We start from the raw sequence: 15092 nt of genomic DNA, 5'->3' as shown, positions 1-15092 counted from the left end.
AGAAGCTGGATACCTCTTTTTCACGGATTATTACCGAAATGTTAAGGTGTAAATTAAGGAACCGCCCTGTACGGAACCGTACGCAGGGTGGTGTGAGAGGACGGATAGGGAATTAATCCCTATCCTCCTACTCGATTGACCTATGTACTAATAAAATGAAAATTACAGCCAAACTTACTTTCACACTTCTCCTGATTCTTTTCATCACCCACGGTGCTGCTGAAGAAAGCCCCATTCGTATCAAAGCGGTAGGCGATATCATGCTGGGATCCTACCATCCTGAGGGTTTCCTGCGTCCTGATGAAAAAGGGAGTATTCTTAATTATATCCGACCAGTAACTCAAGATGCAGATATTACCTTGGGGAATTTGGAAGGGACTCTCTGTGATAGCGGACTCACGGATAAATGTGAACCGGACTCTCTGGATTGCTATGTCTTTCGTATGCCAGAAATTTATGGAAAAGATTTAAAATCAGCGGGATTCGACTTTCTATCTATGGCCAACAATCATATCGGTGATTTTGGATCTGAATGTGTCACAAAAACTGAGGAAACTCTGGATATCAATGACATTGGCTGGTCTGGCCGACCGGGTACTTATGGGAGCAAAACCATTAGGGGTGTTGATATTGCGTTCATTGCCTTTCATAGTGGCGGGTATTGTAATAGCTCTCTAGACCTGGAGACTGCTGAAAGCCTGGTGTCAAATCTGGCTCTAGATCATGATATTGTTTTGGTTTCTATCCATGGTGGCGCAGAAGGTCTTGCAGCCATGCATCTTCCAGATAGCACAGAGTATTATATGGGCGAAGATAGAGGACATATGATACAATTTTCTCATCGAATGATTGATGCGGGAGCGGATCTAATTGTGGGTCATGGACCTCATATAGCTCGTGCTATGGAGCTATACAAAGATAAGCTAATCGTGTATTCTCTGGCTAATTTTGCAACATATGGAAGATTCAATCTTCAAGCAGAACGACGATTTGGAGCAATCTTGGATGTGCAATTCAACAGTAGTGGTGATATGGTCAGTGGTAGGCTCATCTCAACTGAGCAAAAGTATTGGGGCGTCCCTTTTGTAGACGGGGAACATCGATTCAGCCATTTAGTTGATTCTCTGACAACAGCGGATCGTCCACAATCAGGTTCCAGGTTAAAGTCAGATGGAACCCTCATTCTGGACCAATAATCATTGCTATCGCTTCCTTTAATAGCCTTGTAGGTCATTGGCCGGAAAAATATATTCATCGTTGTTAAGTGGGGGCCCAATGAGTTTGAAAGCGAGATTTGATCATAAATAATCCAAAGAAATATTATATCGAGACCTATGGTTGCCAGATGAATGAATATGATTCAGAACTGGTCGCAGGTCTTTTAGAAAAAGATGAATATACAAGGACTGAGGTTGCAGATGAGGCCACCCTTATTCTGGTGAACACATGTTCCGTCCGCGAGCATGCCGAGGAAAAAGTGCACGCCCGATTGGGAAATTTGAAGGTATTCAAAGATCGCAATCCTGATGTGAAGATAGGCTTGCTGGGTTGCATGGCCCAAAACCTCAAGGAAGACCTGCTCAAGAGCAAACCATATGTCGACATTATTCTGGGTCCGGACTCCTACCGCAAACTTCCAGGTATGATTTCACTGCCAGTTGATACCAAAGAAAATATTGTTGATACCAAGTTGAGCCGGATGGAGGTCTATGATGATCTGTTCCCTGCAAGACGAGAGGGTATCAATGCCTGGATCTCAATTATGCGGGGATGTGATAAATTTTGTACTTTCTGTATTGTGCCTTTCACTCGTGGTAGAGAGCGAAGTCGCTCAATTGAAAGTATTATTGAGGAAATTAAACAGATCAGAGATGATGGTTTTAAAGAAGTAACTTTGTTGGGACAAAATGTAAACTCATTTAATCATGAGGGACGGCGGTTCCATGAATTGCTCCACGAAGTCTCCCTTATTGAGGGCATTCAACGGATAAGGTATACCTCACCGCATCCACAGGACTTTGACGATGAATTGATTGAGGTACATGCTTCTAATCCTAAGATCTGTAATCATATTCATTTCCCATTGCAAGCTGGAAGCGACGAGGTTTTAGAGCGTATGAACCGGACTTACACCAAGCAACATTTTCTGGATCTTGCTCAAAAAATGAGAGACAATATACCGGGTCTGGCCCTGAGTACGGATATGATTGTTGGCTTTCCCGGTGAAACTGAATCTGATTTTCTTGAAACCCTGGATGTGATGAAACAGGTCAAATTCGACACAGCCTTTACCTTTAAATACTCTTCAAGACCTGGTACAAAGGCCTCCGAGTTTGAAGACACAGTACCTGAGAATGACAAGCAGGAAAGGCTTCAACGCATGATCGCCCTACAGCGTGAGCACACACTTCTGAGAAATCAAGAGCACATTGGCGAACAGGTCGAAGTGCTTGTAGAAAAGAATTCAAAAAAATCTGAAAAACAGCATCAAGGTAGAACACGGTCCAATAAAATTGTTATATTTGATAAAGCAGGTGAAGAACCAGGTGATTTGGTTAAGGTTGAAATCATTGATGCGCAAGGGATCACACTGTTTGGTCGCATCTTAGAGTGAGGGAGTAGATGAAAGAAATTAAAGTTTTTATCACAGTTGCCATACTTCTAACCGTTGTATGGGTATTTACACAGAATGCCACACCAGTGGATTTGAAACTTATGGGGGCAGTATATTCAAACATACCGCTATATTTTGTTATTCTTGGATCTGTGATACTGGGTATCCTTTTTGGGTTCGCCATAACCATTGGGCAGAACCTCAAATTACGAAAAGGTCTAAAGTTGATAGACCGAGAACGTGAGAAACTCCAGGGTGAGGTTGATAAACGTCGTCAGGCTGTTCTGGAAAAAGATGAGGATGTAGAACCCAATAACCAATAGGGGCGGGAACATACCATGGACCTTATCACATTATTAGTTATACTTTTATTTTTGGCAATAGTGGGGCTGTTTGTCAGATACTTCTTTTTTAGCCAACCCAAGAAAATTGGCGCTCGAGGAGCAGAGATTAAAGCACTCAACCACATACTTGCCGGAGAGAAGAAAGAGGCACTTCAGCAATTACGAGAAATTGCACGGAATGAGACTTCAAATCATGGGGCATTTCTCCAGGTTGGTGACTTGTACAGACAGCTTGGAAAGGCTGAGCAGGCTATCGCTGTTCATGAAGATGTTCTCAATCGACAGGGCATTGATGAGGACATTCTGCTCATGGCTCACGAACGTCTGGCAAAAGACTTTGAAGCCCTGAAGCAATATCCCCAGGCTGTTCAGCACGCTGAAGCCATTCTTAAAATTAAAAAGAAAGATCTTTGGGCTCTGCAGGCCTTACATCGCTATGCAGTTAAACGAGGAAAGTGGGCTGATGCCATCAAGGCCTTCCAAAAAGAGAATGCTGCAGGTGGCAAGGCAGATCCCCTATTGCCGGCAATTTATAAAACTGAAGAAGCGCTTCAGTTGAAAAATGCTGGAAAGAAATCTGAAGCTGTGAGCCTGCTAAAACAAGCCATAAAGCTCAACAGTAAGTGTGCTGCTCCCTACTACCAGCTGGGAAAAATTCGTCAGGAAGAGGGTAACTTTAAACATGCTATCGACTTTTTCACAAATTTTGTGGAGCTGGATTCCACAGCCGGAACTATAGTATTTGCTGAGATTGAGAAAATGTATTTTGAGCTGGGTCAATTTGAGCAAGTAGAGCAATTTTACCACCGCCTTCTCCAAAAACAACCTGATAATCTTGAAGTTGTGATAGGTCTGGCCAATTACTTTGAGCGTAAAGGTGAATTCAGAGATGCTTTGTCCCTCCTGGAGGATATTAAAGATCCAGATTATTCAAATTTGAGCTTTATTCTGGGGCAGATTAACATTCTGGAAAAACTTGGTCACAAGGATATACGCAAAGCAACAATTGATGGATTTATTACCTCAGACCGGCAAAAGAGAATTCTCACCTGCCCCGATTGTGGAAACATTAGTGATGAACCTCGATACATTTGTGATAAATGCGGATGGGTAAAGCACGTCTGATTAAAACATCACTTCTGGTGATCATATTCATCGGGAGCATTTCCTTCACTTCTGCTCAAGATGTGGCTGGATTGTTGAATCTCATTCAACTAGGGGAAATGGATAGCGCCCGGACAATTCTTTCCGATCTGAGTTATAAATATCCTGGTCATCCTGGAGTAAGGTACGCACGAGCTATTATGCAAGATGATGCATTGGTTGCTGCCGGCATTTATAAGGATATTGTCCGCAATCATGCACGGAGTGAATACGCTTCATCAGCATTGATGCACCTGGGTGAGTATTACTATGCTCAGGGTCTCTATGTGCAGAGCCGTCAGCATTTTACCAGATTGATACGATCCCAACCAGATCATCCTGATATTATTAATGCAGTAAATCTGACCTTGAGGGCTGGTATTGCTTCCAGACAAATGGATAGTGTCTATGCAGATCTGGCAACCATACTAAATCTTTATCCCAATGTGGCCTTTGATATCCCGGAAGAATTGGATTTAACCCGCATACCTGGTCGCAGACAAAATTCCATAAATAGTCCTGAAGCCCCGCGAAAAGAAGCTGCCCCCATCCGGAGTTTGGGACAGGATCTGAGTGCAGAAAGTACTAAACCAGAGGGGCGATTTTCCCTACAGGCTGGCGCTTTTGGCAATTATGACAATGCCAAAAGACTCGCTGATCAAATCGAATCAATTGGATATTCTACTACGATAAAAGAGCGATCTACCAACGGCAAGACACTTTACCTGATAATGGTTGGGGACTATACCTCAAAAACAGCTGCAACAAGCGTAGCGGATATGCTTGATGCTGCTTTAGGCATTCCCTCTTTCCCGGTAGCCAATAATTAACATGGGAATGTATGTGGTCCGGTGGCCACTGCAGCCTTCAAAGCTGTTATGCCGGTGGAGAGCCGGTGGATAGGTTCGACTCCTATACATTCCCGCTAAACAGCACCATATTTGTATCAGATATCCGACTTAATTCATGAAGAACATTCACATACCAACCCAGAGTCTAAAAAAAATCATCGGAAATAGCTTCGTACTGCTGAATCTGCTATTGCTGGTTGCCTGCAGCCAGGGTATACGCATGAAAAATCTGATAAATTATCCTATCCAGCTCTCCACGCTGGATGCACTTGATACCCTGGGTGTGCCTCCAGATATTGTCAAATACTCAGGTTCTGACGTGACTTCATTCAGGGATATTCCGCGTAGTATTCGCATTCAGGGAAGGCATGAATTAAGACCACTCTGGTCAGGTGATGATCGCGGTTGTTTTCAGGTGGATCAGGATGCACAAGTCTATATATCTGATTTCAATTTCCAGGGGACTGGGGGGGACACTGCACTTATTCGAGTGAGTTCCGGATCTCTCATCCTCGAAAATTGCGATTTTAAACCAAGCGACTTCTGGGCCATCGAAGTTGACTCAGGTGCAATTCTGGAATTGAGAAATGTAAATTTCTCTGCTCAGAGTGCAGGTGCCATCCACATGCGTGGGGGTCAAGTGAAGATATTTGACAGCTTTTTTGAACAGATCGGAAAAACTGCCGTTTATGCAAGTGGAGGTGATCTTTTCGAGCTACATAAGTCCATTCTTCGTAATACCATGGGATCTGCACTGGAAATAAATTCGGTTGCTGAAGTCTGGCTGGATTCAGTGCGGATTATTGATTCCTTCCAGGATGGGATCGCCATCAGCGGATGTGACTATGTTCTGATAAGTCAGGTTGAGTCCCGGGAAAATGGTCGACATGGCTTGAGTTTGAGTGATGCGAAGATATGTGGCATTCTGAATTACTCCGCCTTGGGTAATCTTGTAAATGGGATGCAGTTGAATTCTGTGGATACGCTGCGACTCATCAATTCAGAATTTATTGGGAACGGGGAGAGTGGTGGCGTCATCACAGAGACGCATCGAAGCAGGATAGCTGGCATACGAGTGGGTCACAATGGGGGGGAAGGCCTCCAGTTCACCCAAGGAGAAGAGGTATGGATCAATAATGCATCCTTCCAGGCAAATCCACTTACTGGCCTGACCATAACCTCATTTAAATTGATTGATCTCCAGCAAATCAGTCTTGTTAACAATGGGCAAGGGCTGTTGGTAAGTAATTTTGACAGTTTGGGGATAGATCATAGTCTGCTCAGCTCAAACCGTATGAATGGTATGAATATTAATGGAGGTGATCAAGTATATGCCTCCCAGAACCTAGTCAAGGGAAACAGCTCAGGAGTGGTGATAAAGGAGATTCTCTTTGTTGACCTCGATTCCAATCGGGTTGAGTCAAATATCCTTGGGAGCGATATCCAATCCGTTCCTAAACTTAAAATGAATGATAATGTGTGGGTTTCAAATGAGAGTGGGGCCTACTTCTCGGAAATTGGTTCCATGACCAGCACAGGAGATCAATGGCTTGCTAATCTTGATACAGGTTTTGAGATATTTTCCGCAGATGAATTGCTCATTTCTGGAGCCAGAATTCACAACAATAGGAATGGGGCGCTGCTAAACGAAGTATCTTTGCGGATAGAATCGAGTGTAATTGATTCAAGCAGAGAAATCGGTCTGAAATTGCTGAATAGCAGTGGGATATTGGAAAAGGTCACTTCTACACACAATGGCATTGGATTGGACCTTGGAGAAGGGAGTCAGGCCAAAATTACACAATGTCATTTCAGGGATAATGAGCTGAGCCTCAACGCTGAAGCTTCAGTATCTTTGAACCTGTCCTTTTCTTCAGTGAGCAATTCCAGGAGGGGCATACGTCTTGGAAATTATGCCGAGGCGAGCATCCTCTCAAATCAGTTTAAACTGATAGATGGCTATTCTGTGGAATTAGCAGGACCTCATATACAATCTATACTCATGCGACAGAATGTGATTACAAAAACTGGAGGGGTTCTGAAATCGCGTGCTTCTTCGGGTGACATTCAACTGCAAAGTAATACTTTTGCCAACAACATAGGTGGCATTCAAGCTGCCAAAAGATCACTCCATGCTGTGGATCATAACATATTTTACCATACTGGCATACCTGATCGTCAAATGTTAAGGCAGGAGAACTTATTTAAATGGAACTGCATCTATCCTGCAACTGCAAGTGATCAATCTGCCTCGACGGAGTCTCAGAATATATATAGCGACCCTGATTTTGGTACGAACCACTACTTAGCTCCGACCTCGCCATGCTTGCATGGAGGTGATAATGGATTACTCATTGGAGCTCTGGGAGCCCAGCCTACAACTCGTCCAAGCCTTCAACCATAAAGATGGGAACGTGAGGGCATTTAGATTGTATAAATCCCGTATGTGTGGTAATAAAACCGGATTCAAACCAATTCATTAAGAGGCATAATCGTAAAAATATGCAAACCTCAATTAGACTGATATTCCTGCTTCTCTCATGCACTGCCGCCTATTCTCAGGTAGGAACCTGGGAAAAAATTCCAACACTCACAGAAATCAGGACCATGCTGCCCCTGGAAGACGAAGTCATTATGGCCAGCGATGGCGGTCTCCTGGTCTTTGATAAAGCCAATGGGTTGTTTAGCTATGGTGTACAGAGTGGACTAACAGAAAACCTTGATCTTACTTCTACCTATATAGACTCAGATAATCTGCTATGGATTGGTGCTCGGAGTCCAGGACCAATTGTGGAAGTGATGGATTTGAACACATCTCAATTCCTGAGAGTAGAGTTTGTGGATCTGGATGAAACAAACAGTTTTGTTCAAGTGGGAGATTCGGTGTATGCCACCTATAGGAATGATCTTGGAGGTGGGTTATTGCTGTATAGGAAGGGCGCAGAGGTTATTGAATATCTTGACATATTTAACAACTTCCCAAATCAGAGCACAATGGATTTGAGTTTTGTGGGAGATATTGGCTATGTAGATGGTAAGCTCTATTTCAGGACAAATCGCGAGATATTGTGGGTTGAATTGGATGGCAGGAATTTAAAGGATCCAGTGAATTGGAATGTGGATCCTATCCCTGCTATTGCTTCTGATATGAGCAGGAGTCTCCCATACATGAACTCTGTTCTAATCGCTGCTGGCAGCAGAATCTATGAGTATAATTTTGATAATTACTTCGGGCGATATTTTTCAGAAGATGAAATTTCAGATATGCACGAATCTCCTACAGAAAGTAACACGCTGATACTCGCTACGGATGTCGGTTTAGTTTCATTCAATTTACAGACTCAAGTAGATACTCCCATTTATAATCTTGCTCATATCAATAGCATTGAACTGTTCGATGATGAAATATGGGTGGCCAGTAGCACTGATTTTTTATCACTATACAAGGATCAGCTATATGAGCCATATTCAGCAAACCGACCGGGAGACCATAGTTTCAACAAACTGCTGGTGGATGCCTCTGACCAGCTTATTGGAGGGGCACCAAATGGGTTCAGCATATATTCGGACTTTGGCTGGCGAACCATAAAGGCTGGAAATTTTAATTCTGATTTTGACGAAGATTCATATAACTGGAATGAAATGATTGTCGGAACGCTCGATTTTATAGGAAATGCTCCTGTTGAAGACATTGTTTCTGATGGTGATGGAAACACATTTTTCACGCTCCAGGGGCGGGGTGTTTTCAAACTTGATGATGAGCAGCCTGGAGAATCTAAATATTTCAGTGCATCAGATGGTAGCCTCGAGCCGACTTATAACAGTGATATCTATGTGCTACCAGGGCAAATGTCTGTTGACAGCAAACACAATGTGTGGGTAACCACGAAATTTGTCAGAGAAGGGGGTGGGGTTCTAAGTATCCTGACTCCTGACGATAGTGTCTATCACATATACCAATATCAGGGTGGCTTGAATAGTAGATCGGTCAAGTCTATTGCAATCGATGACAATGATATGGTCTGGTTGGGATCTCAGGTGCGAACGGAACTTCAAGCCTCTGGGGGTATTGACTTCCTGGAGATTGTAGATGGTTCCCTTCGAAACGATATGGAGATAAATGTCTCACATCTGTCTACTGATTCCCCCCTGGCTTCAAATGAAATATTGCAGTTGGAGGTGGATACCCACAACACTTTATGGATTCTTACACCATCAGGTGTACAAAGTATGTCGCTTCCAACGCGGTGGCTGACCAGCTCAGAGCTAAAAAATCATGCCAGCCTCTATATGTCACAGATAGAAGCAGACTATTACGAATATTGGCAATTGACAGATTATAACGTCACAAGCTTTGAAATAGATCAGAGGGGGAATCACTGGTTCCTCTCTGACAATGCAGGTGTACATGTTCTGCAGGACAATGGGCGGTGGATAAATGGTGGTTATGGCTATAACACCAGCAATTCCGGCTTGTTGGACAATGAGATCTATTCTGCCGCATTTGATGGAGAAACGGGACGAACGTATTTATCCACCCCCAAGGGTATCTCTCTCTTAAACACACCCTTTGCACAACCTAAAGAGACCTATTCCAGCATACATATTTATCCGCAACCATTCAATCCAGACATTCATGAAAAGGTCATTATACAAGGGTTGATGGACAACTCTTCAGTGAGAATTCTTACTGTTCAAGGTGCCCTGGTAAAAGAACTGACCTACCTGAATGATGATGTACAGGGTTATGAAGCGCAATGGGATGGTCGCGATGAAGCAGGGGATAAGGTTGGCAGTGGCGTTTACATATTATTTTTATTCAATGATGAAGGAGAAGCAGCCAGCCAGAAATTAGCTGTGCTACGCTGATCTATTGATGAAACTTAAATCCATAAATCACTCAATCATTAGATTCTACCATCTTTTCAGAAAACACATTTTGCATCGTGATGTACAAATGTTCATCTCACCTATTACAGTTAAACATATTGAACGATATCGCTTAGCTGGGAAATATATTTCTCCTGGATCCAGAGTTCTAGATGCAGCCTGTGGAAGTGGGTATGGCTCAGCATTCCTAAAAGATTGTGATTATGTGGGGATAGACCTGGATGGGTCCGTACTTCAGTATGCCAGGCAAAACTATTCCGGAGTTTTTGAGCAACTTCCCATTCAGGAGGTTGGCAAGCTTGGCAAATTCGATGCAATTATTTCCTATGAGACGCTTGAGCATTTAGATGATCCCATAGTGGGAATGGCAGCCTTAATATCCACTTTAAAACCTGGTGGATGTTTGCTACTCAGTTTTCCCCTAAATCATCCTGATGATATTTACCACAAGACAATATTCACCCCAGAGAGGGTTGACGATCTGTTTAATGAATGTTTTGGTTCACGTATTTTTAAACGAACCAACTTTTACCAGTCAGCCATACTCATTGATGATTTAAAACGGGATTTATCTGAATCAGATGAGGGCACTTTAACCGTACTTCTTGAGGAAGTTGTGGATTAAGAGTTTGTCTGATAAAACTTTTTAGCGCAGAAACAAAAAACGAGGACTTTAATCCTCGTTTTTCTTTATCATCAATCTCTGATTAATCGTTAATCATTCATCTCCGTGATGTAGCGTTCTGCCTCCAGAGCTGCCATGCAACCGTTGCCTGCTGCTGTGACAGCTTGACGATAGACGTGATCGCGGACATCACCTGCTGCGAAAACACCTTCAATATCAGTAGCCGTTGAATCGGGCTTGGTGATGAGATATCCTGTTTCATCAGTCTTGAGCTGATCTTTGAAAATCGCTGTATTCGGTGTGTGACCAATGGCCATGAAAATACCATCAATGGCTTGTTCCCTGGTTTCTCCAGTAACCGTGTCTTTTAATATGGCACCGACGACACCACCTTTATCAGGCTCTCCAAGAACTTCGTCAATAGTTGTATTCCAGAGGACTTCAACTTTTGGGTTATCCAGGACGCGTTTGCGCATGATTTTCGAACCACGGAATTCATCTCTCCTGTGTACCAGATAAACTTTAGAAGCAAATTTGGTTAAAAATCCCGCCTCTTCCAGCGCTGAATCACCACCACCAACCACGAATACTTCTTTGTCGCGGTAGAAAAACCCATCACAAGTAGCACAGGCAGAGACTCCAAAACCCTTAAGCTTTTGCTCAGAAGGCAGCCCAAGGTATCTGGCAGACGCGCCAGTTGCTATAATCACTGCGTCAGCAGTATATTCTTTATCACCAACGCTGACTTTGTGCGGTTTTGATGAGAAATCGACTGCAGTGACATATTCAAATTTTGATACGGCCCCAAAACGAACAGCTTGCTTACGCATGACATCCATCAGCTCTGGTCCAGTAATTCCTTCTTCAAAGCCTGGGTAATTCTCCACATCATTCGTGGTTGTTAACTGACCTCCGGGTTGATCCCCTTCAAATATAATGGGCTCAAGATTTGCTCGCGCCGCGTAAATGGCAGCTGTTAATCCGGCTGGTCCAGAACCAATGATGATAACCTGTTTGTGGTTTTGTTCTGACATAATGTCTCCAGTTATTTTATCAAGCTCCACCATCTTTATGTGGTGATAGCGAATCATTCATTTTCAATGTTGCGTATACTTTGACACCCCAAAATCAGATTTGTTACAAAATCATTCGCTTTCGGTGTCAATCCCCAGATCATCAATTTTGCGATAGAGGCTACTCAATCCTATACCCAGAATATCGGCAACTTTGGCTTTATCATTTTCGCATTTCTCGAGCATATGAACAATATGCTTTTTTTCAAAACTGCGGCTGGCTTCCTTGAGATTATCTGGATAGCCAGAGCTCGAACTTTCAACTGTCCGCTTGGGCAAGTCTTCCAGAGATATCATATCTCCGTCACTTAAAAGTACGGCTCTTTCTATAATATTCTCCAGCTCTCTTACTTCACCCTTCCAGTTATAATTCACCAGATTTTTCATGGCATCATTGTCCACACCAATGATTCTTCTTTTTAACTCATTATTGTATTTATTGACAAAATGAGTGACCAGAAGAGGAATATCATCCTTTCTTTCTGACAGGGCTGGCAGATAAATCTCGATTATGTTGAGTCTATAGTACAGATCTTCACGAAATGAGCCTTTTTCGACTTCCTTGGCCAGATCTCGGTTGGTCGCTGCGATAATGCGAACATTTATGGGGATAATCGTATTGCTTCCCAGGGGTTTGATTTCCCGCATCTCAATTACTCGAAGAAGCTTAACCTGTACCTGGAGCGGAATTTCTCCAACTTCATCCAGAAATAGGGTACCTCCAGCCGCTGCCTTGAAAACACCATCTTTATCTCTTGAAGCTCCCGTGAAAGCACCTTTCTTGTATCCAAACAACTCAGATTCGAAGAGCGTTTCAGGAATGGCACCACAGTTAATAGCCACAAATGGTCTGTGAGCCCGCTCCGAACGAGCATGGATGGCTCGAGCCACAAGTTCTTTACCTGTACCACTCCGACCAGCCACCAATACAGTTGATGTGGAGGGCGCAACCTTATCAATCAGTCTGTACATGCGTTTCATGGCGATGCTCTCACCGATGATATGCTCATAGTTGTACTTGGCTGATATTTCCTGCCTCAGGAAGCGAACCTCTCGTAAGAGCTCTTTATGAAGATCAATGTTCTTTATTCTCAAAATAAGTTCATCAAAATCGATGGGTTTGAGGATGTAGTCAATAGCCCCCATGCGCATGGCGTTGATAGCGGTCTCAGTCGATCCATACGAAGTAACCAGGATCACAAAAGTGTCGGGAGCCTGTTCCTTTACCTTTTGAAGGAGAGTGACACCGTCGAGCTCTGGCATTTTGATATCAGAAATAATGATATCGTAATGAATCTCCTTCATCATTTCCAGGGCAACTGCGCCATTCTCGGCTGTATAGGTTAAAAATCCTTCATCGGTCAATACTTCGGACAAAGAGTCTCTGATTTCCTGCTCATCATCAACAATGAGAATAGATGTATCCATATTTATGATTCCTTCGGTATTTCGATGAGGAAGGTAGCCCCTTCACCGGGTGTGCTGTTTACATTCAACGAGCCCTTCATACTGTTAATAATCCCATGGCTCACAGAAAGTCCCAGACCTGTTCCTTTACCTATATCTTTGGTGGTAAAGAAAGGTTCAAATATTTTATCCAAAACCTCAGGTGTCATTCCACCTCCGTTATCCGTCACATTTATTGAGACCGAAGAGGTATTTGCTGAGGTCGTGATCATAATTGTGTCTCCGCTCTCCCGCATGGCATCAAAAGCATTCACAAGCAGGTTCACAACGACCTGATGCAATTTATCAGGCGAGGCTTTAATTCTTGGGAGGTTGGGGGAGAGGTCAAGTTCTATTTTTATTTTCTGACTTCGATTATCATAACTCATGAGTCCCACAGCATTTTCAACGACATCATTGATTTGTACTGTCTGTACATCAGTGGCAGGTGGTCTGGTAAAATCGACCAGTTCATGTACAATTTTGGTAATACGCTCAATATTGGCTCGAATTCTGGCTAATTTACCAATATGATCAGGGTTGTCCATTCTGCGCTCAAGGAGTTGAACCAGGGAGGAAATAGAGGTAAGGGGATTACCAATTTCATGAGCCACACCTGCTGCCAACTGACCGACAGTAGCCAACCGGTCTGATTGCCGCATCTGATGTTCAATGGTTTGAAGTTCTGATATATCCCTGATGATCTGGGATCGTCCCAGGACTTTCCCATTGGAAAGCAATGCGGACTCAGTGAGGTTTACGGGGATTGTCCTGCCCCGGTTATCCAGACGTTCGGTTTGGTAGTTCTTAACCTCATTGGCTTTGGTGATACCATAGGCCAGACAGAGAAGCTCTCCCGATTGCATGAGCTTATGAGGAATCATTATTCCAATAGCTTCGCCAATAGCTTCATTGGCCGTCCAACCAAATAACCGTTCTGCGCCCTTGTTCCAGCTCTGTATGCGATTGTCCTCACCAATGGTAATAATGGCGTCAGCAGAATTCTCAACAATATTTCTATAACGGCTCTCTGTGGCTGAAAGCTGATCGACAAGCTGAATTCGGAAGTGATAGACAATCCAGATGGTCCAGCCACCCAGCAGAACAAAGACAAGAAACCCTCTAACAGCCAGGCCAATGATGACTGATGCTTCAAGCGTTTTCTTGAAAATCTGATGTTCAAGTATCTCCCAGACACCCAGAATAAACAGGATAACACTGAAGCTTGCCAGGAGGAGCCATCCCAGGTGGAAGAACCGTGCTGTTTCTAATAATTTGCGCCAATACTTGAGCATATCGTTGAAGGTAATTCTCAAAAGTGGGAATACTACTAATAAGGGCAAAAAGGTAATATTTGCTTTGGAGTTGCTCTGATGTGAAGTATCCCTAACTTTGAAGGTTATCCCACAAGCAAGGGATTCCTGAGGGCAAAATATTTTGATTCGATCTAACCCAATTAGCTTACATCTGCGAGTGACATAGTGGCATCGCTCAGGGAGATATACCTATGAATCCTATACGTATGTCACGTGTTGAATCAGCCATTAGGATCGGTCTTAAATATAACGAGGCTTTCAATAAGAATGATGTGAAAGCCTTGGCAGAATTAATTACTGTAGATTGTATCCTGGAGTCCTCTGGCCCGACTCCCGCAGGGGCTGTTTATTCAGGGAAATCGGAGCTGACTCAGTTTTGGGAGGATTTTTTTAAGGTACATCCTGGTGCTCGTATTGAATTGGAAGATATCAGCAGTCTTGGATTCAAATGCATTATGCGCTGGCGCTATGATTTCCCGGAAAATATAGGGGAACTGGCCAATCTCAGGGGAATAGATATTCTAGAACTAAAGCAGGGTCTGATCTGTAAAATCTGGTCCTATGTTAAAGGGTAGTGAATCCTGGATGCTCAGGTACCATGCTTTCTGGCCAAACCAAGTGGCGTCGGTAGAGAACGGCTAATCAATGGAATATCGAATCAGTCTTCTATGAAAAAGAAAGTCAAGAGATAAATTATTCCCAGAACCTCTTTTTACAGATGGTTTCCTGACGGTACGTCCTACCCCGTCCATGTAAGTTTTCTAGCCTTTGTTGCGAACAACAAGGTTGT

At 43.4% G+C, this 15092-nt stretch carries 12 protein-coding genes and 1 tRNA gene; 10 read left to right on the top strand and 3 right to left on the bottom strand.

From position 1 onward, the window contains the following. Positions 1-155: 155 nt before the first annotated feature. The 9 genes from ISR87_14220 to ISR87_14180 all read left to right on the top strand — a co-directional run bounded on the left by ISR87_14220 (position 156) and on the right by ISR87_14180 (position 10467). Positions 156-1196: a CapA family protein gene (locus ISR87_14220; GenBank protein MBL7026594.1), complete on the top strand. Its 1041-nt coding sequence runs from the start codon at positions 156-158 to the stop codon at positions 1194-1196. A 149-nt stretch (positions 1197-1345) separates the two neighbouring features. Beyond that, positions 1346-2614, top strand: coding sequence for a tRNA (N6-isopentenyl adenosine(37)-C2)-methylthiotransferase MiaB (gene miaB / locus ISR87_14215; GenBank protein MBL7026593.1), 1269 nt, complete (start codon positions 1346-1348; stop codon positions 2612-2614). A gap of 8 nt (positions 2615-2622) precedes the next feature. Further along, a complete protein-coding gene (locus ISR87_14210) occupies positions 2623-2937 on the top strand; it encodes a LapA family protein (protein ID MBL7026592.1) in 315 nt (104 codons plus the stop codon). 15 nt (positions 2938-2952) lie between these two features. Then, positions 2953-4083, top strand: coding sequence for a hypothetical protein (locus ISR87_14205; protein MBL7026591.1), 1131 nt, complete (start codon positions 2953-2955; stop codon positions 4081-4083). Next, positions 4065-4931, top strand: a complete 867-nt coding sequence (locus ISR87_14200) for an SPOR domain-containing protein (GenBank protein MBL7026590.1) — start codon at positions 4065-4067, stop codon at positions 4929-4931. Before ISR87_14205 ends, ISR87_14200 begins: the two co-directional genes overlap by 19 nt. A gap of 3 nt (positions 4932-4934) precedes the next feature. After that, a tRNA-Sec gene (locus tag ISR87_14195) sits at positions 4935-5026 on the top strand. Positions 5027-5172: 146 nt separating this feature from the next. Further along, the gene (locus ISR87_14190) at positions 5173-7356 is read left to right on the top strand and encodes a right-handed parallel beta-helix repeat-containing protein (GenBank protein ID MBL7026589.1); all 2184 of its coding nucleotides are present in this window, start codon (positions 5173-5175) and stop codon (positions 7354-7356) included. 98 nt (positions 7357-7454) lie between these two features. Next, positions 7455-9821: a hypothetical protein gene (locus ISR87_14185; protein MBL7026588.1), complete on the top strand. Its 2367-nt coding sequence runs from the start codon at positions 7455-7457 to the stop codon at positions 9819-9821. Between the two features lie 88 nt (positions 9822-9909). Next, the gene (locus ISR87_14180) at positions 9910-10467 is read left to right on the top strand and encodes a class I SAM-dependent methyltransferase (protein MBL7026587.1); all 558 of its coding nucleotides are present in this window, start codon (positions 9910-9912) and stop codon (positions 10465-10467) included. A gap of 89 nt (positions 10468-10556) precedes the next feature. Here the strand turns inward: ISR87_14180 and trxB are convergent, their stop codons facing one another. The 3 genes from trxB to ISR87_14165 all read right to left on the bottom strand — a co-directional run bounded on the left by trxB (position 10557) and on the right by ISR87_14165 (position 14329). After that, on the bottom strand, positions 10557-11501 hold the full coding sequence (trxB, locus tag ISR87_14175; GenBank protein ID MBL7026586.1) for a thioredoxin-disulfide reductase: 945 nt from the start codon (positions 11499-11501) through the stop codon (positions 10557-10559). Between the two features lie 111 nt (positions 11502-11612). Then, positions 11613-12968: a sigma-54-dependent Fis family transcriptional regulator gene (locus tag ISR87_14170; GenBank protein MBL7026585.1), complete on the bottom strand. Its 1356-nt coding sequence runs from the start codon at positions 12966-12968 to the stop codon at positions 11613-11615. A 2-nt stretch (positions 12969-12970) separates the two neighbouring features. Beyond that, on the bottom strand, positions 12971-14329 hold the full coding sequence (locus tag ISR87_14165; protein MBL7026584.1) for a PAS domain S-box protein: 1359 nt from the start codon (positions 14327-14329) through the stop codon (positions 12971-12973). A 164-nt stretch (positions 14330-14493) separates the two neighbouring features. Here ISR87_14165 and ISR87_14160 point away from each other — a divergent pair, with 164 nt between their 5' ends. Then, positions 14494-14877 (top strand): nuclear transport factor 2 family protein, encoded by a 384-nt coding sequence (locus ISR87_14160; protein MBL7026583.1) that lies wholly within the window; start codon positions 14494-14496, stop codon positions 14875-14877. Positions 14878-15092: the final 215 nt, after the last annotated feature.

It is taken from the genome of Candidatus Neomarinimicrobiota bacterium (assembly GCA_016784545.1).
In the GTDB taxonomy this organism is placed as follows: Bacteria; Fidelibacterota; UBA8477; order UBA8477; family JABMPR01; genus JABMPR01.
This window is presented reverse-complemented; position numbering and strand designations above follow the sequence as displayed.